Below are 22,362 nucleotides of genomic sequence, written 5' to 3'. Positions count from 1 at the left end.
GTGACCGGCTCTTCAGGTAAATCTAAGAGCGTCAATGTGGAAGTGCGTAAAAAGAAAGTATTTGAAAAGCCTGATCCAGAAAAAATGGCTGAAGAGTTGGCTGCGCGTGAGCAAGCGATGATTGAGTCGCAAGAACGTGCTGCTAAAGATGCTGAAGAGCGTGCTACTACTAAGAAGAAATCTGAAGAACGTCAAGCTGCAACTTTGGCTGCAATGCGTGCAAGCTTAGGCTCTAGCAAAAAGTCAGATGATAAAAACGACGATATCTCAACCTCAGTGGTTGTGAAAAAAGGTGGCAAAACCACTGTCGAAGTCAAACCTAAAGACCAACCGAAGAAAAAAGTTGCAGCGACGAAACCGAAAGTTGAAACGGCAGTTGAGCGTAAAGCGCGCGAAATGCGTGAGAAAGAAGAAGCTCGTTTACGTGAAATCGAAACAGAAACACGCCGCGCTCAAGCTGAAGAAGCACAGAAACGTACGCTTGAACAAATGCGTAAAATGGCTGGAAAATATACAGATCAGCCTGCTTCTGAAGTTCGTAAAGACGAGCCACTAGCAGAAGGTTTGGTTGGTGATGCCTTAGAAGAATCGTTTGAAAAAGAACGTCGTGAAATCAAGCGTGGCACCAGTAGTACTAGTGCTCGTGGCCGTGGTCGTCGTAAGAATCAAGATGAGCGTGAGATCAAAAACCGTAAAAACGGTTTGCGTTCAACGCAAGCATCACAGCATAAGTTCGAAAAGCCTGTTGAAAAAATTGTTTACGATGTTGAGATTAGTGAACAAATTACCGTTGCAGATCTTGCTCAACGTATGGCAGTTAAAGCGCGCGAAGTCACCAAATTGCTTATGAAAATGGGTGAGATGGCTCGTGAGTCAGATACGATTGATCAAGCGACAGCAAGTTTGCTCGTTGAAGAGATGGGTCACAATCCAGTACTGGTTAGTGATACTAAGGTTGAAGACGATCTACAAGACGCCGTTGATGAGCGTAGCAGTAACGTTCAAACTCGTCCGCCAGTCGTCACAATCATGGGTCACGTCGATCACGGTAAGACATCATTACTTGATAAAATTCGTGAAACAAAAGTGGCAACTGGTGAAGCAGGTGGTATTACTCAGCATATCGGTGCTTATCACGTTAAAACCGATCGTGGTGTGATTACCTTCCTTGATACTCCAGGTCACGCGGCCTTTAGTGCTATGCGTTCACGCGGTGCACAGGCGACTGATATTGTTGTGTTAGTTGTGGCCGCTGATGATGGTATGATGCCGCAAACAGCAGAAGCTATTGATCATGCCCGTGCTGCTGGTACACCAATTATCGTTGCAATTAATAAAATGGATAAGCCAAGCGCTGATCCAGATCGCGTCCTTAATGAATTAACTGCTAAAGAAGTTGTTTCAGAAGAGTGGGGCGGTGATACCCCAATGGCTCGCATCTCAGCCAAAACTGGTGATGGTATTGATGAGCTGTTAGAACTTATTAGCCTACAAGCTGAACTAATGGAGCTAGAAGCACCGTTAGATGGCGCTGCTCAAGGTGTGGTCATTGAATCAAGACTTGAAAAAGGGCGCGGTCCAGTTGTTAGCGTCTTAGTTAAAAAAGGTACATTGAAGCAAGGCGACTTGGTCTTGGCCGGCGAGCATTACGGTAAAGTTCGTGCGATGACTGATGAACATGGTAAGCGTATTCAATCAGCAGGTCCTTCTATCCCTGTAGAAATTTTAGGCCTACCTGAAACGCCAGCAGCTGGCAGCGAGTTCTTAGTCTTAACCGACGAGAAAAAAGCTCGCGAAGTGGCAGAGTTTAGAAGTAACCGTGAGCGTGAGCGTCAACTTGAACGTCAGAATGCCATGCGTTTAGAAAGCATGTTTGATCAGATGGAACAAGGCGATGTGTCATTCTTGAATATCGTATTGAAAACCGATGTTCGTGGTTCGCTTGAAGCATTGCTTTCTGCATTGAATGAGCTATCAACTGATGAAGTTAAAGTCAGAGTAATCAGCTCAGGCGTCGGTCCTATCTCTGAATCTGATGTGACACTTGCAGAATCTAGCGAAGCGGTATTGTTAGGTTTCAACGTTCGTGCTGATGCGACCGCACGTCGCAAAGCGGATGCCGCCAACATGGATATCCGTTATTACAGTGTTATCTATGGTTTGATTGATGATGTGAAAGCAGCTATGAGTGGTATGCTTGCGCCAGAACATCGTGAGAAAATCCTTGGTGTGGCAGACGTTCGTGAAGTATTCCGTTCTAGTAAGTTCGGTGCTGCTGCTGGTTGTATGGTGGTTGAAGGTACAATTTATCGCAACAAACCGATCCGCGTATTGCGTGATGACCAAGTTATCTTTACTGGTCAATTGCAATCATTGCGTCGCTATAAAGAAGACGTTAATGAAGTACGTACTGGCATGGAATGTGGTATGGCTGTTCGTGGCTATGATGTCGAAGCTGGCGATAAGATCGAAGTCTTTGAAATCCAAGAGTTTGCACGTACTATCTAACGTTACAGTTCGATAGCAGGATATCCAATCATGCAATATGCTTAATCAGCTGAGCAGATTAGTATCTTCTTAATATCTAGCTGTACTTAGGCCTAACAGGTACATCCTGCTAGGCCTTTTTTACCAACTATTAGTCCTAAAATTTGTTAATAAGCCAATATATCAATCAGCGAAAATAAGCCATATTAAAGTAAGGTAAAAATATGAACCAACGTCTACAACGCTTAGCCGACCAAATTCAGCGTGAGCTTGCTGTTCTCATCCGTGATGCAGTCAATGACCCTCGTTTAACTGGTTTTGTCACTATTTCTAGTGTCAAAGTTAGTCCTGACTTAGGATATGCTGATGTCTATGTCACCATCATGGAGCCTGAGCTTAATGATTCCATGAATAAGACCAATCATGAAGAGAGTATCAAAGTACTTAATAAAGCGGCGGGCTTTTTGCGTACTGAATTGAGCCATAGTCTCAAAACACGTACCACACCACGCTTGCGTTTTCATTATGACGAAGTGACTGCTCGTGGTAATTACATGATGGATTTAATCAGTAAAGCAGTTATTAAGACTGAAGAAAATGAGTCTGACGAGCAAGAAAACGAAGAGTAGAAGGGTAAAAGTCGTTATGTCTATCGCATCTACGCAAGCGGATAAAAAGTCTAGTAATCACTTTAACAAGATTAAAGTCTCGGGTGTTATTTTAGTCGACAAGCCTCAAGGTATGACCTCTCAGCAAGTCGTATCGAAGGTGAAGTATCTTTTTAAGTCGCCAAATCATGACAGTAAAAAAGCGGGGCACACAGGGACACTTGATCCAATGGCAACCGGTCTATTGCCGATTTGTATGGGTGAAGCGACGAAATTTAGTCATTATCAGCTAGATGCAGATAAATCTTATCAAGCAACTATTCTACTTGGTGGTCAAACTGATACTGGTGATGCCGATGGTCAAATCGTTGCACAAGCACCCATTCCAAAATTTGATGATGTACTTTTAGACAAAGTCGCCCAGCAGTTTTTAGGTGTTCAGCAGCAGATACCGCCAATGTATTCTGCACTAAAAAAAGATGGCAAAAAACTCTATGAGTATGCTCGTGCGGGAATTGAGGTAGAACGAGCGCCTAGAGATATTGTAATCGAGGCCATTGATCTAAAAGCGCTTAATCATGAGAAAATTCAATTGACAGTGACCTGTACTAAAGGTACTTATGTGCGTGTACTCGGTGAAGACATCGCCAAAGCGATGGGTACATTGGGGCATTTGACTGCATTACGCCGTACGCAGGTTGGTGATTTTAAAATCAATGATGCGATTACTTTGTCAGACTTGGAAGTATTAGCGTTTGATAACAGGCAAGAGCAATTGATGCCAGTAGATGCTTGCATTAATATAGAAGCTGAGATGGTATTGACGGATGAGCAGTGTGAGCGTATACACATGGGTCAACGTTTGAATGTATTTGAGCAACTGACAGACAGTCTGCGCGACTATATTTCAACTAGTATCAGCCATCAGTCGTCTGTGTCAGAAAACAACGATATACATCTAGATAGTGATATGGTTAGTAGTAACGATGACCAACAACCCTTGATCCATGAGATTCCAGTTGATATTCGTTTGATAAATCAGCAAGGTCAGTTTCTTGGATTGGGTGCCGTAAGTCTCAACGGTAGATTGCAGCCTAAAAAATTAATCCAGCGTTAATGTTACGGTTCTTGTATAACCCTCGTTTAAACACGATTTAGCTTACTAATAGTTTACACTAATCACATATCCTCACATTTTATTGCAGGTTTCACCTATGGTGGAACCTGTTTTTTTTGTACTTTAGATCTACCGGATAGGAAGTCTGGATAGAAAAATAAATCGAACTAAGACTCTAAGAATAAGAACATAAAAAAATAATAAGATAAAAAGTCATATATCAAAAATAAAAACTAGGTTCGAAAGAGAATATTTAATAGGAACAAGATGGGTCAGAGGAAGACTATACAGCCAATAATAACAACGACTCATAAAAATAAAGTACGAATAATAAAACAACTAAAAGAAAATCACTCATAACGAGAAAAGGAATATCATGAAAACCATCGCTTTTTTACTACACAATAACTTCGAGCAAGCAGAATACGAAGAGGTTAATAATCAACTCAAAGATAAAGGTTACAAGACACTTCTTATAACCACAAATAAAGAAAAAGAAGTGCAAGCCATGCAGCAAGATGTAGACAAAGGCGACACCTTTATTGCTGATATTTTTGCAAAAGACGCAAGCATTTCTGATTATGATGCGTTGGTACTACCAGGTGGTACTGTCAATGCGGATACGATTCGTGGCAATGAAGAGGCTCATAGTATTATCAATGCTATCAATGATGCAGGCAAGCCATTAGCTGTCATTTGCCATGCTCCTTGGGCACTTATCAATACAGGTATTGCCAAAGGTAAAACGCTCACTGCTTATCATACGCTGCAGATAGATTTAGAAAACGCTGGTGCAAAATTTGTAGATCAAACAGTACAGGTAGACGGTAATTTGATTACCTCACGTAATCCAGATGATATCAGCAATTTCGTTGATGCTATTGATAAGGCATTATCTTAATTTTTCTACCCATTTACTGAATAATTAATTATTTATATTTCTTAAACGTTCACAACCGTAACTGAGGAAAATATTATGTCAAATTCTAATCCAAACGATACCAATCTTGAGCAACAACGTTCTGAGTCAGCAACTGCAGCGCTTAAAAGCCAAACTGAGAACAATCATACTGAAGATAGTGAAGCCGCAGCAGATCGTATTGCGGACAACCTAGGAAATGCTAAAGAAGACAAGTAGAGTACGTAAAGTGTCATCCATAATAAGGTGACACTGATATATTTGCTTATCATCTCAATATCAATGATGACATTTGCATCTCAATGTAAAAAGTATAAAACAGCTACTTCAAAAAATAATAATTCAGGAGCTAATATGAGTAATTCATTGAATAACATGAATGAGCAAGAAAAAGAGATTGAAAGGCTTGCAGAAGACATCAATCCTAGCGAGCATGCTACTCCTGATAGTTTAGCAGAAGTTACCACAGCTGCACCGCTTGAAGATGATGAACTAGGCGGTAACGCGACGGAAGATGACGTCAAGAAATAAGCAAATTCTATTGCCTATTGACGGATGATTTAACTATAAAAAATAAATCTGACTTTACAAGTATTATGAAAAACTGCTGCTAGTTCAGCAGTTTTTTGTTATAATCACTGCCACATTTACATTAGGTTGAGATAAGACATCGTGCTTCATAGGCTGCCCAAAACGGATAGTTATATTAAGTGCTCTCTCATCGCAACTTATCCTAAATGGTCGTTATGACTAATTAGCTTGTCGTACACTAGGTCAACTCTAGTAATGCAGGGTTGTCCTGAATGACGTGCAGGTTATTTTATTTACTATTCTACTGCTTTAGATCTTACTCAAATTCGAGAATGTCTTAAAGCTTTTAGCATTGCCGGAGATATTCATGCTAACTAATACCGATCGCGAACAAATCATTGCTCAATACCAACGTGGCGAAAATGACACTGGTTCTCCAGAAGTTCAAGTAGCTCTATTGAGTGCTCGTATCAACGATTTGCAGAACCATTTTAAAGCACATAAAGCTGATCATCATAGCCGTCGCGGTCTTATCCGTATGGTTAACACGCGTCGTAAATTGCTTGATTACCTAAAAGGTAAAGATCTTGGCCGTTACACCACGCTTATCAGCCAGTTAGGTCTACGTCGTTAATCTAACGACAATAGTACGAGTAGATGCTAAAACAAAAGAATCCATCATATGGTGCTATTCTAGAAATTTTGCTGAATCGCTTGGAACTTGCTTGTTGCTATCGATAAAATAGATTTTTCTAAAAACGGTGTGGAATAGTTTCACGCCGTTTTTTTATGCTTATTCATTTTCAAGATTGATTTTGGATAGCATTGGTTATAAAGACCAGTTCAAAGTAGGTAATAGAAGTTTTCGTAAAAACAGTAATACTAGAGCCTAGGGCTAAGTGTTTTCTATCGATAATTGCTGTGTTCCGCAATTCATTGGTCAATGGCTATAAATCACTGTAAAATAATGCCTTGTGAGTTTGATAGTATATCTACTACATATATGGTGACTATTTATAAAATACCTGTTTCTTAGCTTATAGAATAGCTAGCCGCGCTAATATTCAACTCTCAAAAGCGCAGAAAAATAGCCTGTAGGGTTTTTAGCACCGAAGTCTTTTGACTTAAGGTCTTTTTGATAGTATTTATAGTAAAGCCAAAATTGAATGACCAAATATACACAATAGTACGATGTCTAGCACCGATAGGCATATGGAATAACTAGGTAATGTTATTGGCACTGGTTGAGATGATTTCTGAGAGAAAGACTGTCAATTATTAGTCATATACACTAGTAGTCACATACACAGAATTTTAATGAAAAATATCAGCTTTTTATAATGCTGATATTACTTTCGTCAGTCAACATTAGGAAGATTATATGACAATGTTTAACACCATTAAGCGTGAATTTCAGTATGGCAACCAACAGGTTGTGATCGAGACAGGTCGTATTGCTCGTCAAGCAAACTCTATCTTAGTACATATGGGCGGCGTTACGGTACTTGTCGCAGCAGTGGTAAAGTCAGAGGCTAAAGAAGGTCAAAACTTCTTTCCGCTAACGGTCAACTATCAAGAAAAAATGTATGCAGCGGGCAAAATTCCAGGTGCCTATGGCAAACGTGAAGGTCGTGCAAGCGAGTTCGAAACCCTAACCTCGCGCTTAATCGATCGTCCGATTCGTCCGCTATTCCCTGAAGGTTACGTTAACGAAATTCAGATCACTGCGACAGTTGTTTCATCAGATAAGACTCAGTCTGCAGATATCGCAGCCTTAATCGGTGCTTCAGCAGCATTGGCCATCTCTGATGCGCCATTCAATGGTCCAGTCGCAGCTGCTCGTGTTGGCTTTATCAACGGCGAGTACATCCTGAACCCAACGATTGAGCAGCTTAAAGAGAGCGATCTTGACTTGGTTGTGGCTGGTACGAAGTCTGCGGTACTAATGGTTGAATCTGAAGCAGCAGAGCTGTCAGAAGATCAGATGCTAGGCGCGGTACTATATGGTCATCAGCAACAGCAAATCGTTATTGATAACATTGCTTCAATGGCAGAAGAAATCGGTACTGCTAAGCAGCAGTATACTGCCCCTGAGCGTGATCAAGCGCTTACCAGCAGCATGAAAGAGCAGTTTGGTGAGCAAGTTGCTGACGCTTATACGATTACTGATAAGCAAGAGCGTTACACTAAGCTTGACGAAATCAAGCAGTCAATTATCGATGCACTTGCTGGTGATGCTGAGTCAGAAAGTTATACTGATACCGTAACTGAGCTTAAAGAAATCTATAACGATCTTAAATATCGTACGGTTCGTGACAATATCTTGTCAGGTAAGCCGCGTATTGATGGTCGTGATCTTGAGACTGTTCGTGCCCTTGACGTACAAGTTGGTGTATTGCCATACACGCATGGTTCAGCATTGTTCACACGCGGTGAAACGCAAGCATTGGTTACGACCACGCTTGGTAACAGCCGTGACGTCAACATGATTGACTCACTAGGTGGCACGATTCGTGACCATTTCATGCTGCATTACAACTTCCCGCATTTCTCAGTTGGCGAAACAGGTCGTGAAGGTATTCCAAAACGTCGTGAAATCGGTCATGGTCGTCTAGCTCGCCGCGGTGTACAAGCGATGCTACCGGATAGCGAACGCTTCCCGTATGTCATCCGTGTGGTATCAGAGATTACTGAGTCAAACGGTTCATCTTCTATGGCGTCTGTTTGTGGTGCAAGTTTGGCATTGATGGATGCTGGTGTTCCACTAAAAGCACCAGTTGCTGGTATCGCCATGGGTCTGGTTAAAGAAGGTGAGCGTTTCGCTGTACTGTCAGACATCTTAGGTGATGAAGATCATCTTGGCGATATGGATTTTAAAGTTGCTGGTTCTAAAGACGGTATTACTGCGCTGCAGATGGATATCAAAATCGAAGGTATTACGCCTGACATCATGGAGCAAGCGCTTAAGCAAGCCCATGCCGGTCGTATCCATATTTTGGACGCGATGAATAAAGTATTGCCTGAGAGTCGTACTGAAATCAACGCTCATGCACCAAACTATGCGGTTATCGAAATCAATCCGGATAAAATCCGTGACGTAATCGGTAAAGGCGGCGCGATGATTCGTCAGTTAACTGAAGAGACTGGTGCAGTTATCGATATCGATGATGGCGGCACGATTCGTATCTTTGGTGAAAACAAAGCGGCAACTAAAGCAGCTATCGGTAGAATCGAAGCGTTGACTGCAGAAGTTGAAGTGGGCAAAACGTATGAAGGTACGGTTGCTCGTATCGTTGATTTTGGCGCGTTTATTAACGTCTTGCCAAACACTGATGGCTTGGTACATATCTCACAAATCGCTGAAGAGCGCGTTGAGAATGTTTCTGACTACCTAAAAGAAGGTCAAATCGTTAAAGTCTTCGTCCAAGACGTCGATAACCGTGGTCGTATTAAATTGACTATGAAAGGTATCGAACAAAGCTAATCGATATCTAATGTAGTCAACATCTAAAAACCGCTTTAAGTCTCTCGTCATGAGTGCTTAAGGCGGTTTTTTTATGGGTGTAAAATCTTATTTGCAGTAGAATATCTTATTAAAGTAACTGGTCTATATCAAAGTGATTGGTCTATATTAAAGTCTTTAGGAAGATGAATATCGATTCGAACTTTAGGCAAATCTTGTAGGTGCTGTATGAGTAACGGCAAGATATCAGCGTGCCAGTCTAACGCAAGTGAGCCTGTGTTTGCTAAATTGGCTGCGTTGCACAAGTTATCTGTATCATTTCGTGAGTGGTTATGAGTAAGAGGACGTACCATTAGGGCAATTCTGCGAATACCTTGATAACGGATGAGCGGGATAAGCTGCTCAGATAAATCATTCAACGCGGCAATTAACCATTGTGACCGTGTGGGGTGGTAAGGATGATTTGATACCACAAGATTAGCGATATAACTGGGCTGATTACCATTACTGCTGATGCTTAAACCAGCTTGCTCAAGCGCGCGTTTATGCAGTAAGCAACTACCTACACGTAAACTGCCATCACGGCATGCACGATAGTAACGTTGATAATTATCAGCAAATAAAGTCTTAGTTTTTGTGAGAACAGGATCTAAAAGAATCCCTGCAGTATTGACTGGTAGAATAAGCAGCTGCGCGCTACTATTTAAGATAGGGGCGTGGGTAAGTTGCAAAGTCGCCATTGTCAGCCCCTTGATAAAAGTCTAAATAATTAGCTACTGTTTGTCGCCGTTTGTCTCGGCTTCTAATTGCGCTATTTGTTGTTCAAGTAGGGCGATTTGCTCTGCTTTCATATCAGTTAATTGCTTGTTCATCGTCAGTTGTTCAGCAGCCAATTTTTCTTGTTCAGCTAAGCGCTTACGCTCGTCTTCTAAGCGATCTATTTCCTCTTTGGCAAGACTATCTGTTTCTGGCAAAGCCGCATTTAAGATCGCATCAGCATTAGGTATTTGATTAACTGTGGTTGTCTCATTAGTATTTGACGTTAAGTCACTATTGTTTGAATTATTGTCATTACTGCCTAAGGGCGTAGCATCTAATTGAGTAGCGCTATCTGGTTCGGTAGTCGACGGTGTACTTTCGATAGGCGTAGTATTAGTGTCTATCGAATTGTTTTTCCAGACCAAGTAGCCAATCAGTAATGCCGCTAATATAATAATTGACCACCATTTCTGGCGTGACTTAGTGGGCTTTTTTTTCAGTGATTTGGTTGACAGAGGACGCATTTTTTGGCTTTTCATACTATAGTCGATTTATGTTAGAAATATAAGTAGCCATACTATAGCAAACTCAAAATAAAAAGCCTATCTATTGCTAGATAGGCTGGTAGCTATTAAGACTTAACGCTTAATATTTAAGGTTTGAATTTTACTGTGCCGCTGGTACCAGTAGCCATAGCATCACGTATAAGCTGATCTTCAGCATGGTTTTTGGCACTGATGGCATCAGGGTCAGGGCGATGTTCGCTATGTCCACATAATGTGCATTCAATATACTCATCAGGTTCTGGGGTGACGACGTTTATTTGTACCACCGCATCCATCGCTTGACACTTAGGGCAGCGAACACCGGATAAAAACTGTCGCTTTGGTCGCGTTGATTGATAGCGCATTTAAATCATCCCATGTGTTGTTGAGGCATTAGCAGCAGCACTGCCTTTTTTAGTATCAGAAAAACCGCTATGACGTAACAAAGCATCGATACTAGCACTGCGACCACGGAAGTTTTTAAAGTTGGTCTTGGCAGGGAAACTACCACCAACGGATAAAATTGTCTCACGGAAGGCTTTACCAGTGACTGGGTTAAAAATACCTTCTTCTTCAAACTTGCTAAAGGCATCTGCCGATAGCAACTCTGCCCATTTATACGAGTAATAACCTGCCGCATAGCCGCCTGCAAAGATATGACTAAAGCCGTTGGCAAAACGGTTGTAGTCAGGTGTCTGCATGATAGCAATGTCGTCTCGAACGGTATTTAGCGTGGCTAATATACCGTCATAATCTAGCGCTGGCGTATGCGCATGAATCAATAAGTCAAACAGTGCGAATTCGATTTGACGTAGGGTTTGCATGCCACTTTGGAAATTCTTCACCGCCAATAACGCTGCAAGTTTGTCTTTTGGTAATGGCGCACCCGTTTCGACGTGGCTACTAATCAGCGCAATACCTTCGGCATCCCACGCCCAGTTTTCCATAAATTGACTGGGCAGCTCGACCGCGTCCCACTCAACGCCATTGACACCAGCGACATCACCGACCGTCACTTGGGTTAATAAATGATGCAGGCCGTGACCAAACTCATGGAATAGAGTCAATACTTCATCATGCGTCAATAAGCTTGGTTTGCCATCGAGGGCAGGGGTAAAGTTACCCACCATAAAGCAAACGGGTAGCTGCTGATGGTCTTGCTCGTCATACGTATAACGCGACTGAAAACCACTCATCCAAGCGCCGCCGCGTTTACCACTACGAGCAAATAAGTCAAAGTAAAAGCCACCAAGCACGTTATCATCAGCATCAAACAACTGATAAAAGCTGACATCGTCGTGCCAGCGTGATACGGATGTGCTTTCACTATCTGTCTTATCATTATTTTGCTCTTGTACTTTGATACCGTATAAACGCTCAACGATGGCAAATAATCCGCTAATTACTTTTGGTAAGGGAAAGTACGGGCGAATTTCTTCTTGCGATAAGCTGAACTCGCTTTGTTTGACTTTTTCAGCGATATAAGTACTGTCCCACGCCTGTAACTCCTCAATACCGTAATCCTGCGCATACTTTTGCAACTGAGCTAAGTCTTGCTTAGCCGCTGGAGTTGCTTGCGTGGCCAAACTCCGTAAAAAGGCTTCTACTTCTGCCACGTTATCTGCCATTTTAGTCGATAGTGAGACTTCTGCATAATTGCCAAAACCTAATAGCTTGGCTTTTTGCTCACGTAATTGCAGGATTTGACTCATGATATCGGCGTTGTTTAGCGACTCACCTTTGGCATTGGTATGCGCATCAAACTCAGAAGCACGGGTAACATAAGCGCGGTATAGGATCTCGCGCAGTTCGCGGTCATCCGCATGGGTCATGATGGCAAGATAAACAGGAATGTTTAAGCTTGCCACGTAATAAGGACTTGGTAACGCATCGACTTCTACTTGCGTAAGCGTACCGTTGGCAAGCGCGCGCGCTTTATACTGTTCGCCAACATCTGCGAGTAGCGCCAGTCCACTTTCGGTTAGACCTGCCAATTGCTCTTGCTGCAGCGGTAAGGCATAAGCTTGGGTGGCATCCAATACGTTATCTGAAAAGGTCGCTGATAAGGTAGAAAGCTCACTTTGAATAGCCGCAAAATTTTCTTGTTCATTTTTTGGTAATGCGACACCTGACAGCTCAAAACTGCGTAGCGCAAGCTCAATAGCCCGCGCTCGTGCAGGCTCAAGCGCAGCAAAAAATGCTGTGTCATTGACGATAGTTTGATAACGATTAAATAGCGGCTGGTGCTGTCCCACTCGTGTGCCATAAGCAGATAATGTGGGTAGTAGCTCATGATGGACATGACGAATGTCATCATTGCTCATGACGCTATTCAGGTGCGATAAAATACCCCAACTGCGATCCAATGCCAGATTAATATGATCAAAAGTCATCACATCGGCCAGTGCTTGCTCAGCACTGATATTAGCAGCGCTGTTATGGCTGTCAGTATCTGCGCTCATCTCATCTAAAAATGTATTGGCTTCATCGATGGCAGTAATGACATGGCTTTGTAAGGTACTTGGCGAAACGTTGTCAAAATCGACAAGGCGTAAATCTGCAGGAAGGGTTTTCATAAAAATATCCGATATCTGATCGTAGTGAATGAATTATTATTGAGTAAACGTCGTTTTATATAAGAGATTGGTTTGCCGTGACATTTAGAACGTTATTAGCTTTGTGTTATTTTTCTTTTTTTGCTGTCTTATCGATAAGCTATATAAAAGATGGGTTCGTTTGACGAAAATGCAACCTAATCATTGACTATATAAAAAGTGAATCGAGAAGATAGTGAATATTAAACGGGTTTAAAGTCGATCCGTCAGGCTTTTAGAACAATACAGAGTGTTCTACTTACAAAGCGCTATCATTTGCTTGCAAATTAACCCTACAGCGAGTGAGGTTTGACTGCTAGCATCAAGGCAATGGAATAGAAAGATTAAGTACTACTGATAGCAGAAACTATGAATCAGTTGATTCATAGTAAAAATCACAATGTTAAAAGTAAATGATAATAAAACAAGGAGCAATAAATGAAAGCGACTCTCAAAAGTTTACGTGAAACCAAAGCCAATCCTGCGGTTAGTATCTTTGTTAAGACTCATCGCGAGCATCCTGCTAATGATCAAGATCCCATTGCCCTGAAGAACCAATTAAAAGTGGCTGAAGAACGCTTAACCAACGAATACGATAAGCGCACAGCGACTACCATACTTGATAAGATTCATGAAAAAACCAAAGAGCTCAATCACAACTTAAATCTTGATACTTTAGCTATTTTTGCTAGTACTGAGGATGTGCAAGTTATCCGTATGCCGATTGACACCACGGAGCGTGTGGTGATTTCACATCGTTTTGCGACTCGAGATTTGGTGCGTGATATGGCAAGCGCGGTGCATTATTACACCTTGGTGCTCACTCGTGACAATGCCCGCTTGATTGAAGCGTCTAATGATCGCGTGGTGAGAGAGTTCGATAAGGACGATGACTTACAAAAAAACATGGATAATATCCCATTTCCTATTGAAAATAATGGTCTATATACGACAGGCGATGGTGGATCGGATCGCTCGTCTAATAATGAAAGCAGCTATCTAAAAGAGTTTTTTAATCAGGTTGATAAAAGTGTCCAAGAGCTGTGGGGTGAGCATAAAATGCCTCTCGTCGTTGTTGGCGATGCTAAAAATATTGGCTACTATAAAGAAGTTTGTGATCGTCCAGACAACATCATTGCCACAGTGTCAAATGCGACCAATCTAGAAGATGGTAGTGCTCAGCATATTATCAATAGTGTGCAAGAGGCGGTGGAAGGCTATCGTACATCACTGCATCAAGCTGCCATGGATGAGATTGATAAAGCACGCGGTGCCAATATGTTGCAAACAGATCTACAAGAAGTCTACCGCAGTGCCTTCCAAGGTGCAGGCGAGACGCTTTATGTCCGTCGTGGTTATATACAATCGGCCAAAATTGATGAAAAGGCACAGACTTTGAGTCTTGCAGATGATGCGGCTTCAGAAGGCGTTACTGATGATGCCATTGGCGAAATCATTGAGCATGTCATTCATAATGGTGGCGAAGCAGTATTTATGCCACAAGATATTATGGGTGAAGATCAACCAATTGCTTTGGTGACACGCTATTAATTGCTAGATAGTGCCTATTGATGACAATCCTTTGCGAATTCGCCATTGATATAAGATAGGTATAGTATGGGAGCATTGGTTCGATAAGAATCAATGCTCTTTTTACATTGATGATATATTAAGCCTTTATCTAAAACTTATACTTGATTGCCTTAGGTTGTTAAATGATGCTAAATAACATACCAAATACTCTTATGCAATTTAGCGTCACAGCAATGATAGCCTTTAGCTCCAGTCTCAGTATGGCAGAGACAGATGTGAATAATATATCTGTGAGCCATCTATCATGGGGTCAATTGCCGCCTTCTATTCAAAACTATTATCAAATAGACTCTAAAAAAAATAAAATGAGGCTAAAGACCAAAGATATTGTTGCTATTCGTTCTTGGATTGGCACAGTAGGAGAACAGTATTTGGTTCAATTACAGCGTTTCAATTCAACCAATAGCCCCGGCGAGCCAGCAGGAGAGGTCTTCACGCATTTATATGTTATAGATGAACAAGAGGCTTTACGAGTATGGCAAATATATGATTATGTACCCTGCGATGGGTTAGATGTAATCGCAGAATTCGCTAAAAATACCGCCGTAGTGACTGATATTAATAATAACGGTGTTGTCGAAGTGAGTGTGCCTTATTATCTCGGTTGCCGTGGTGACGTAAGTTACGATGAGATGAAATTAATCATGTACGAAGGGCAGCAAAAATTTGCTGTACGTGGTAACTCTGCAATTTGTAACGCCAAGACAGGTCAGCCAGTTGACGCTACTGGTTATTATGGTGGCGACTATAAGGTTGATGAAAAATTACTACAGCAATCAGCGCTATCAGCTTCTCAAAAATCAGTATTTAGGCGTCACTTGCAATCAGTGTGGCGCGATAATCAATGTTCCATTTATTTTAAGTATGATGACTAATTCTATGACTACCACGACCTCTTTTGTGCTAACCAGCTATAACATTCATAAAGGCATGTCGCCGATGAATCGCCAAGTTAAGATACAAGGTATTGCCCAAGCGCTTGATATTATTGGCTCCGATGTACTGTGTCTCCAAGAAGTGCAAGGTCAGAATCTTAAGCGCAATATGCAATACAACGAATACCCTGACCAATCGCAACATGAATGGTTTGGTGAGTATTTACAGCTGCAAAATAGCTATGGTAAAAACTCAGAGTATGAAAATGGTCATCATGGCAATGCGGTATTGAGCCGTTTTCCATTGGATCCTAAGCATAACGTCAATATCACCGTTAATAAGCTTGAGCAGCGTGGCGTCTTGCACTGCGAAGTACAACCAGTTGGATGGGATGTACCAGTCGTTGTATTGTGTGCACACCTAAATTTGTTTGAGCGTGATCGCATCAAGCAATATGAAGCCATTGCCAACTATGTTCGTAATGAGATTGCACCTGATCAACCACTAATTTTGGCAGGAGATTTTAATGATTGGAAAAAAATGTCTTGTGATAAGCTTGCTACTAGCTTGGGCATGACCGAAGCTTTCAAGCATTGTCATGGCAAACTGCTGCCAACTTTCCCAGCCAAGCTTCCTGTGCTGAGCTTAGATCGTATTTATGTGCGTAATCTAAGAGTGAAAAATGCCTGGGTGCATACGGGCAAACCATGGTCGACACTGTCTGATCATCTGCCGCTCAGTGCGGAATTGGCACATTTATAAAGGATTATTAGATAAGCTTAAGTTATTCACTAAAAATAAAATTGAATGCAAAAATAAAGCAATAGATACCTATAAGGATATATAACGATGTCTACTCTTTTTCATAACCCGCTACCAACGACCCAACACGCCGTACTCATACGTGAGTTTGGTGAACCTGAAGTGATGAGCTATCAAGAGGATGTGGCCATTCCTGTGTTAACAGACAATCAGGTATTGGTCAAAGTTGCTTACGCGGGTATCAATCCTGTCGATTACAAAACGCGTCAAGGCAAAGGCTGGGGCGCTGATATCATTCAAAAAGACAAATTTGATAAAAATGAGCCTGCAATTTTGGGCTTTGATATGTCAGGCACTGTAGTCGATAGTCGTAGTGAGCAGTTTACTATCGGTACACAGGTCGCTGCCCTGACTTTTCATGGTGGCTGTTATGCAGAGTATGTAGCAGTCGATGCTGACATGCTGGCAAAAGTACCGGATTCTGTCACGTTACAGCAAGCAGGTGCGCTGCCTTGTATTGGACAGACGGCGATACAGTTTGTAGAGTTTGCAGATATTCAAGATGGTGAGCATGTGGTGATAAACGCGCCAGCAGGCGGCGTGGGTCACTTGTTGATTCAGCTGCTCATGGATAAAGTGGCTAAAAACAATATCAAGGTGACTGTTATTTGCTCACCAGAGAAATATGCCAAGCTTGATGAAATAATAGATACCAATCAGCTTACAGGTTGGATTGATTATACCAAAGATGGTGAATTCCCTGAGTTACAGGCAGATGTGCTACTGGATTTGGTCGGTAATGAAGCAGGGGTACGAGCGCTTAGCGTGCTCAAATCTGGTGGTCGCGTCAATGTGTTACCAACGATTTGGGTGGATAAACTCAAAGAAGCGGGTAGCCAGAAACAGTTAAAGGTAGCAGGTTATAAGGCGCAGCGTAGTGGTGAAGATATGGCGCGAGTTTTACAGCTTGTTGCTGATGGCAAGCTAACGCTACGTATTCAGCAAACCTATCCATTGTCTGAAGTGGTCGCGGCTCATCATGAGCTGCAAAAAGGTGCTGCTTTTGGCAAGATCGTTTTAAAAGTGAGCTAGGACATGTCTTCAATCTGAAGGCATGCGAATAAGTGGGCTAAAAATGGTTAAATCTTTCTAGACTGCATCAAATAGCACTGTTAATATTCCGATATTAACGGTGCTATTTTCCTTGTTTGGCTACCGTTTAGCTCATTTTTATCACCATTTTCAAAACGAGGACGCGCTCTAGCTTATATTAAGTTACATTAATTTAATGCGGTAGCACTTTTCGAAACGTGAGGCTGATGCGCCCTGATGCGACAGTTTTGGTTTTTGTAATGGTATGATTCCAAAAATCCTGCGTATCGCCATGCATAACGATAAGCTGACCGGACTCAAGATATAGCTCAACTTTGACGGGCTTGTTCTTTTGTCTAATAGTTTTATGCTTAAAAACAAATTTTCGCCTAGCACCGAGCGATAAAGAAGCAATAATCGGCTGCGCGCCCAGCTCTTTTTCATCGTCAGCATGATAGCCCATACCATCCTCACCAGAGGGATAGTAATTAAGCAAGCAAGAATTAAAATCAACGTTGATACCACTGCTTGATAACTGCTGTTCAATATGTCGTTTTACGTGCAACATCTGCTTTGTCCATGGAATGGCTCGACGCGTCTGTCCAGAGTAATGATAACTGACATCGTGGTCACCCATCCAGACGATTTGGCGAGTGGTAACATGCGTTTTACCAAACAACGTCACGATGTCAGACTGCCAAGGTAGCTCATTTAGTAAATTCTCATACAGAGCGTTAGCATCATTGATAACTACCCCTAAGTCATTGACCTGACCATCGTAAGGCAACAGATTGTCAGTCGGTTTAGGGGCAAAGAGGTCAGTCATCACTTAGACGGCTCAGCTTATTTATGACTATGATAATGCTCATTGATAACTTGAGCACATAATTCAGGTGCTTCCATCGGCAGTAGATGACCGTAATCTAACAAAGATATGATGCTGTCATCAGGGACGAATTTTTGCCATTGTTGTCGCACTTTATGGTTAATAAACAACGTCGGCTTACCAGTGATAAGTGTATAAGGACAGCTTAATTGCTTGAGAGCGGTATCGATATGTGGCGCGCCGAAATAGTTGGCGAGCTCTTGCTCAGGCGCAAATATCAGCGTGTAACTGCCACTGGTATCTTTGGATAAACTTTGCTCTGCAAATACCCGCAAATGCGCATCACTCATTCGCCTATAAGCACGTTGAGCGCGTAAGTTCTCATAATAATCATCGATGCTTGCCCAAGTAGATTGTTTGGTGAGAGTGCTTTTAAACGGTTCGCGACTAAGCAGAAGCTTACGCGGCAATAGATTATAGAGTCGGGCTTGTGGTTTGGTAAACGTCACAGGCTCTATTAAATAGAGCTGTGAAAACAGATCTGGGCGCTGGGCTGCAGCGATGGCAGTGGCAGTGGCTCCTTGCGAATGACCAATACCAACGATGGGTTTGTCTTGCGTTTTTTCTAAAAATTCAATAAGTATCTCAGCATCCTGCTCGCGCGTAAGACGACGGCGCTGCGGCTTGTCATACCAATAGCCACGAAGTGCAAGCGAGCTGATTTTGAAGTCAGTTGCCAGCGCATTTAATAAGGGACTATAAGTACCAACGGTAAAACTATTGCCACCATAAAAGTGTGCTGGCACGCGAGAGGCAGTACTTGATTGTATCGATGGTGTAAGCTGGCTAAGGTTATAGTAGCGCGCTTGTTTTCCACTAATATTAATATTTTTTGCAAATGCTTTCATAATGTACACACCTCCTTGTGTCTGATTTTTAATGAAAATTAAGGGTTGTACTTAGCTGTCTTCACCTAAAAAACCACCACTTTGACGGTGCCACAAGCGAGCATAAACACCGTGTAGATTTAATAATTCATCATGGCTGCCTTGTTCGATAATTTGACCTTTATCCATGACCACCAATCGATCAAGTGCGGCAATGGTAGAGAGACGATGGGCAATCGCAATGACCGTTTTACCTGTCATAATGTCATTCAGGCTTTCGGTAATGGCAAATTCAATCTCAGAGTCAAGGGCGCTGGTCGCTTCGTCCAATAGTAAGATGGGCGCATTTTTCAGCATAACACGTGAGATGGCGATACGCTGACGTTGACCGCCAGATAGTTTGACGCCGCGCTCACCGACTTGGGTATCAAGTCCTGTATTGCCTTTATCATCATATAAGTCTTTAATAAAGTCCCATGCTTGCGCTTGCTTGGCAGCGGTAATAATTTCTTCATCGGTTGCGTCAGGACGACCGTAAGCGATATTTTCACGTACTGTCCGATGTAGCAAAGACGTATCTTGCGTCACCATACCTATCTGCTGGCGCAAAGACTCTTGGGTGACTTCATCAATTGCTTGTCCATCGATAAGGATTTTACCGCTATCAACATCAAAGAAGCGTAACAATAAATTAACTAAGGTAGATTTGCCGGCACCTGAGCGCCCAACCAAGCCTATCTTTTCGCCGGGTTTAATGTCCAAATAAAAGTTATCGAGCAGTTTAGTCTTCGTAGTAGGCGTTGCTGATGTTTTCACTGTATCTAAGATATCGCCTTCGACAGCGTCGCTATCATTCTCATAACTGAAATCAACATGATCAAAAACGATACGACCTTCGGTGACTTTCAAGGCGGGTGCATTGGGCTTATCAACGATTTTTTGCGGCGCTGATAAGGTACGCATGCCATCTTGTACGGTTCCGATACTTTCAAATAGACTGGCAGTTTGCCACATGATCCAACGAGTCAAACCGTTCAAACGTAGTGCCATGGCTGTCGCGGCAGCAATCGCACCGACACCGACCGCGCCTTGTTGCCATAAATATAAGCCAATAGCTGCAGTGCCACTAACCAAAATCACACTGATTAGATGGGTTGATACTTCTAAGTAACTGACCCAGCGCATCTGTGCATGGACGGTACCTAAAAATTGCCCCATGGCATTTTTGGCATAACTCAGCTCACGGCGTGAATGGCTAAACAGCTTGACGGTCATGATATTGGCATAAGCATCGGTAATGCGGCCAGTCATCAAGGCACGGGCATCGGCTTGCACAATGGCAGTTTGTTTGAGCTTAGGAATAAAGTACCAAATGGTCAGCGCAACCAAGACTAGCCAAACGATAAACGGGATTAATAATAGGCTGTCCAGATTAAATAAAATGACACCTGACGTAATAAAATAAACGGTGACATACATAAACATGTCGGTGACGGTCATGACTGTATCACGTACGGCCAGTGCGGTTTGCATTACTTTGGCTGAGACACGTCCAGAGAATTCATCTTGATAAAACTGCATCGATTGCCCAAGCATCCGCTGGTGAAAGCGCCAGCGCATTTGCATAGGAAAGACGCCTTGCAAGGTCTGAAAATGGATGAATGATGACAATGCAATCCATAGCGGACTCATGATCATGACGGCTAGCATGAGCAGTAGCATATCGCCTTTTTCTAACCACAGATTCTGCGGTGTATAGACGCCTAGCCAGTCAACAATATTCCCAATCCAAGCAAATAGCATCGCTTCATAGATGCCAATGCCCGCAGACAAAATCATAAATATCAATAGCCAGCCACGTAAACCGTTGGTACACGCCCACAAGAACTTTAGCATGCCCTCACGGGGTGAAGGTAGCGGCATAGGAGTTTCAGGAAAGGCAGGGAGGCGAGTTTCAAAAAATCGAAATAGAGCATTCATAGGCAGTCATAAAACATCAATAGCAGTACGCCAAAATCAACGACATTACTCGTTATTTTGAATCTTTACTTTTGTTATTAGGATTGAGTACTATTTTAGCAAACTTCCCAATCAGACCTGCATGCTAATTGTAAATTGAAGGCTAAAGAGCTACTTGTCAGCAGTCGAATAAAAGCCAATAAATAGATTGCTGTGTAAGAAATACTTTGTTACATTCTATGGCTTTATCCTAATTGGCGGTTCGCGCTTTATCTTCAGTATATGAATGATGAGCGAATAATGTCCCCATAAAGCGGCAGTTTAACAAGGTAATAGCTCATGATATATTTGACGATAGCGGTGCTTTGTAGTGTCGCCGTTTCAGTATTGCTAAAAGTGTTACGACAGAAAAATATAGACATACGGCAGACTATCGTCGCAGGCTATCCGGTGGCTTTTCTGCTGACGTGGTTTTTATTGAAGCCAGACGTCAGTGGACTCGGTACGCTTGGCAGTGCATGGGGCATTATTATCGCGCTTGGTATCCTGCTTCCCGCCGTGTTTATTGTCCTTGGAAGGGCGATTGAATCTGTGGGAATGGTAGCAACCGATGCGGCTCAGCGGCTATCGTTGATTATTCCTATCGTCGCGGCTTTTTTATTGTTTGGTGAAATACTGACCAGCACGCGAATATTTGGACTGTTATTGGGCTTTCTAGCACTCGGAGCGTTGATTTATCGTCCACAGCAGGGTCAGATTAGCAGACAATCGAAGCATACACCGCTATGGTTGTTTGGCGTCTGGGCAGGCTATGGCATTATTGATATCTTGTTCAAGCAAGTTGCCAAGCAGGGCGCTGCTTTTCCTCTTACATTATTTGTCAGTTTTGGCTTAGCAGGATTATTGCTGTTTATTTATTTGCTGATTACGCGGGTGCGCTGGCAGGGGAATGCGCTCGCAGCAGGATTGTTATTAGGTGCGCTCAATATGGGCAATATTTATGCTTATGTACGTGCGCATCAATTATTATCCGAGTCGCCTAGCATCGTCTTTACCGGTATGAATGTCGGTGTCATTGCAGTGGCAACCTTGATAGGGGTTGGTGTGTTTAAAGAGTCGCTTAACCGTATTAATGTATTGGGTTTATTATTAGCCATTTGCTGTGTGGCAGTGCTATTTTTGGCATAGGATTTCGTCTGCATTTATGACTATATTTATTATTTTATAAAAGCGTTAACTTATCAGATATAGGCACAAAGAGCGTCCTATGATAAGGTTGTCTACAAACAGTAAGGCTGATATAAGCCAATAAAAAGCGATTTACTTTGTGACACTTGAACTCAA

At 42.4% G+C, this 22,362-nt stretch carries 20 protein-coding genes; 13 read left to right on the top strand and 7 right to left on the bottom strand.

The genetic code is table 11. The features are described from left to right. From infB to pnp, 8 genes are all read left to right on the top strand, one after another. On the top strand, positions 1–2,508 hold a 2,508-nt coding region (infB, locus tag B2575_RS05735; protein WP_296240518.1), incomplete at its 5' end, for a translation initiation factor IF-2. Positions 2,509–2,711: 203 nt separating this feature from the next. Beyond that, positions 2,712–3,116: a ribosome-binding factor A gene (locus B2575_RS05730; protein WP_045443024.1), complete on the top strand. Its 405-nt coding sequence runs from the start codon at positions 2,712–2,714 to the stop codon at positions 3,114–3,116. Positions 3,117–3,132: 16 nt separating this feature from the next. Further along, a complete protein-coding gene (gene truB, locus B2575_RS05725) occupies positions 3,133–4,212 on the top strand; it encodes a tRNA pseudouridine(55) synthase TruB (RefSeq protein ID WP_296240517.1) in 1,080 nt (359 codons plus the stop codon). A 376-nt stretch (positions 4,213–4,588) separates the two neighbouring features. After that, positions 4,589–5,113, top strand: a complete 525-nt coding sequence (locus tag B2575_RS05720; RefSeq protein WP_045454877.1) for a type 1 glutamine amidotransferase domain-containing protein — start codon at positions 4,589–4,591, stop codon at positions 5,111–5,113. Between the two features lie 75 nt (positions 5,114–5,188). Continuing rightward, positions 5,189–5,350: a hypothetical protein gene (locus B2575_RS05715; protein WP_296240515.1), complete on the top strand. Its 162-nt coding sequence runs from the start codon at positions 5,189–5,191 to the stop codon at positions 5,348–5,350. Positions 5,351–5,485: 135 nt separating this feature from the next. Continuing rightward, positions 5,486–5,662 (top strand): hypothetical protein, encoded by a 177-nt coding sequence (locus tag B2575_RS05710; protein WP_167541661.1) that lies wholly within the window; start codon positions 5,486–5,488, stop codon positions 5,660–5,662. A 367-nt stretch (positions 5,663–6,029) separates the two neighbouring features. Next, positions 6,030–6,296: a 30S ribosomal protein S15 gene (gene rpsO / locus B2575_RS05705; RefSeq protein WP_045443035.1), complete on the top strand. Its 267-nt coding sequence runs from the start codon at positions 6,030–6,032 to the stop codon at positions 6,294–6,296. 747 nt (positions 6,297–7,043) lie between these two features. Then, complete coding sequence (gene pnp / locus B2575_RS05700; protein WP_296240513.1) at positions 7,044–9,146, top strand: polyribonucleotide nucleotidyltransferase; 2,103 nt, start codon at positions 7,044–7,046, stop codon at positions 9,144–9,146. Positions 9,147–9,274: 128 nt separating this feature from the next. On the opposite strand, the gene B2575_RS05695 is transcribed toward pnp, so the two are convergent. From B2575_RS05695 to B2575_RS05680, 4 genes are all read right to left on the bottom strand, one after another. Beyond that, positions 9,275–9,865 (bottom strand): hypothetical protein, encoded by a 591-nt coding sequence (locus B2575_RS05695; RefSeq protein WP_296240512.1) that lies wholly within the window; start codon positions 9,863–9,865, stop codon positions 9,275–9,277. A 33-nt stretch (positions 9,866–9,898) separates the two neighbouring features. Next, positions 9,899–10,423: a hypothetical protein gene (locus B2575_RS05690; protein WP_193008417.1), complete on the bottom strand. Its 525-nt coding sequence runs from the start codon at positions 10,421–10,423 to the stop codon at positions 9,899–9,901. Positions 10,424–10,536: 113 nt separating this feature from the next. After that, positions 10,537–10,794: a YheV family putative metal-binding protein gene (locus tag B2575_RS05685; protein WP_055123691.1), complete on the bottom strand. Its 258-nt coding sequence runs from the start codon at positions 10,792–10,794 to the stop codon at positions 10,537–10,539. Next, positions 10,795–13,005: a M3 family metallopeptidase gene (locus tag B2575_RS05680; protein ID WP_296240511.1), complete on the bottom strand. Its 2,211-nt coding sequence runs from the start codon at positions 13,003–13,005 to the stop codon at positions 10,795–10,797. A gap of 456 nt (positions 13,006–13,461) precedes the next feature. Between B2575_RS05680 and B2575_RS05675 the strand changes: the two genes are divergently transcribed. The 4 genes from B2575_RS05675 (at position 13,462) to B2575_RS05660 (ending at position 17,346) form a co-directional block, all read left to right on the top strand. Beyond that, on the top strand, positions 13,462–14,574 hold the full coding sequence (locus tag B2575_RS05675) for a hypothetical protein (protein WP_296240510.1): 1,113 nt from the start codon (positions 13,462–13,464) through the stop codon (positions 14,572–14,574). A 164-nt stretch (positions 14,575–14,738) separates the two neighbouring features. Further along, positions 14,739–15,491 carry a M949_RS01915 family surface polysaccharide biosynthesis protein gene (locus B2575_RS05670; protein WP_296240509.1) on the top strand — a complete coding sequence of 251 codons (753 nt, stop codon included), beginning with the start codon at positions 14,739–14,741 and terminating at the stop codon, positions 15,489–15,491. A 4-nt stretch (positions 15,492–15,495) separates the two neighbouring features. Further along, a complete protein-coding gene (locus B2575_RS05665) occupies positions 15,496–16,254 on the top strand; it encodes an endonuclease/exonuclease/phosphatase family protein (protein ID WP_045443058.1) in 759 nt (252 codons plus the stop codon). An 87-nt stretch (positions 16,255–16,341) separates the two neighbouring features. Further along, positions 16,342–17,346, top strand: coding sequence for an NADP-dependent oxidoreductase (locus tag B2575_RS05660; protein WP_193008420.1), 1,005 nt, complete (start codon positions 16,342–16,344; stop codon positions 17,344–17,346). 193 nt (positions 17,347–17,539) lie between these two features. Here B2575_RS05660 and B2575_RS05655 read toward each other — a convergent pair whose 3' ends face one another. Genes B2575_RS05655 through B2575_RS05645 form a run of 3 tightly spaced genes read right to left on the bottom strand, consistent with a single transcriptional unit; the run spans position 17,540 to position 21,039 of the window. Beyond that, positions 17,540–18,172: an alpha-ketoglutarate-dependent dioxygenase AlkB family protein gene (locus B2575_RS05655; protein ID WP_201501765.1), complete on the bottom strand. Its 633-nt coding sequence runs from the start codon at positions 18,170–18,172 to the stop codon at positions 17,540–17,542. 17 nt (positions 18,173–18,189) lie between these two features. Continuing rightward, entirely contained in the window at positions 18,190–19,080 is an 891-nt protein-coding gene (locus B2575_RS05650) for an alpha/beta fold hydrolase (protein WP_201501766.1), read from the bottom strand. A gap of 51 nt (positions 19,081–19,131) precedes the next feature. Beyond that, on the bottom strand, positions 19,132–21,039 hold the full coding sequence (locus B2575_RS05645; protein WP_201501767.1) for an ABC transporter ATP-binding protein: 1,908 nt from the start codon (positions 21,037–21,039) through the stop codon (positions 19,132–19,134). 318 nt (positions 21,040–21,357) lie between these two features. Between B2575_RS05645 and B2575_RS05640 the strand changes: the two genes are divergently transcribed. Further along, positions 21,358–22,206: a hypothetical protein gene (locus tag B2575_RS05640; protein WP_045454888.1), complete on the top strand. Its 849-nt coding sequence runs from the start codon at positions 21,358–21,360 to the stop codon at positions 22,204–22,206. Positions 22,207–22,362 lie beyond the last annotated feature (156 nt).

This window comes from Psychrobacter sp. UBA6739, from assembly GCF_002453835.1.
In the GTDB taxonomy this organism is placed as follows: Bacteria; Pseudomonadota; Gammaproteobacteria; order Pseudomonadales; family Moraxellaceae; genus Psychrobacter; species Psychrobacter immobilis_A.
This window is presented reverse-complemented; position numbering and strand designations above follow the sequence as displayed.

Coding starts and splice junctions, on each gene's coding strand:
- B2575_RS05655 (WP_201501765.1), bottom strand. CDS start 18,172: ATGACTGACCTCTTTGCCCCTAAACCGACTGACAATCTGTTGCCTTAC.
- B2575_RS05685 (WP_055123691.1), bottom strand. CDS start 10,794: ATGCGCTATCAATCAACGCGACCAAAGCGACAGTTTTTATCCGGTGTT.
- B2575_RS05675 (WP_296240510.1), top strand. CDS start 13,462: ATGAAAGCGACTCTCAAAAGTTTACGTGAAACCAAAGCCAATCCTGCG.
- B2575_RS05650 (WP_201501766.1), bottom strand. CDS start 19,080: ATGAAAGCATTTGCAAAAAATATTAATATTAGTGGAAAACAAGCGCGC.
- B2575_RS05715 (WP_296240515.1), top strand. CDS start 5,189: ATGTCAAATTCTAATCCAAACGATACCAATCTTGAGCAACAACGTTCT.
- B2575_RS05670 (WP_296240509.1), top strand. CDS start 14,739: ATGATGCTAAATAACATACCAAATACTCTTATGCAATTTAGCGTCACA.
- truB (WP_296240517.1), top strand. CDS start 3,133: ATGTCTATCGCATCTACGCAAGCGGATAAAAAGTCTAGTAATCACTTT.
- B2575_RS05660 (WP_193008420.1), top strand. CDS start 16,342: ATGTCTACTCTTTTTCATAACCCGCTACCAACGACCCAACACGCCGTA.
- B2575_RS05710 (WP_167541661.1), top strand. CDS start 5,486: ATGAGTAATTCATTGAATAACATGAATGAGCAAGAAAAAGAGATTGAA.
- rpsO (WP_045443035.1), top strand. CDS start 6,030: ATGCTAACTAATACCGATCGCGAACAAATCATTGCTCAATACCAACGT.
- B2575_RS05665 (WP_045443058.1), top strand. CDS start 15,496: ATGACTACCACGACCTCTTTTGTGCTAACCAGCTATAACATTCATAAA.
- B2575_RS05730 (WP_045443024.1), top strand. CDS start 2,712: ATGAACCAACGTCTACAACGCTTAGCCGACCAAATTCAGCGTGAGCTT.
- pnp (WP_296240513.1), top strand. CDS start 7,044: ATGACAATGTTTAACACCATTAAGCGTGAATTTCAGTATGGCAACCAA.
- B2575_RS05720 (WP_045454877.1), top strand. CDS start 4,589: ATGAAAACCATCGCTTTTTTACTACACAATAACTTCGAGCAAGCAGAA.
- B2575_RS05695 (WP_296240512.1), bottom strand. CDS start 9,865: ATGGCGACTTTGCAACTTACCCACGCCCCTATCTTAAATAGTAGCGCG.
- B2575_RS05645 (WP_201501767.1), bottom strand. CDS start 21,039: ATGAATGCTCTATTTCGATTTTTTGAAACTCGCCTCCCTGCCTTTCCT.
- B2575_RS05690 (WP_193008417.1), bottom strand. CDS start 10,423: ATGAAAAGCCAAAAAATGCGTCCTCTGTCAACCAAATCACTGAAAAAA.
- B2575_RS05680 (WP_296240511.1), bottom strand. CDS start 13,005: ATGAAAACCCTTCCTGCAGATTTACGCCTTGTCGATTTTGACAACGTT.
- B2575_RS05640 (WP_045454888.1), top strand. CDS start 21,358: ATGATATATTTGACGATAGCGGTGCTTTGTAGTGTCGCCGTTTCAGTA.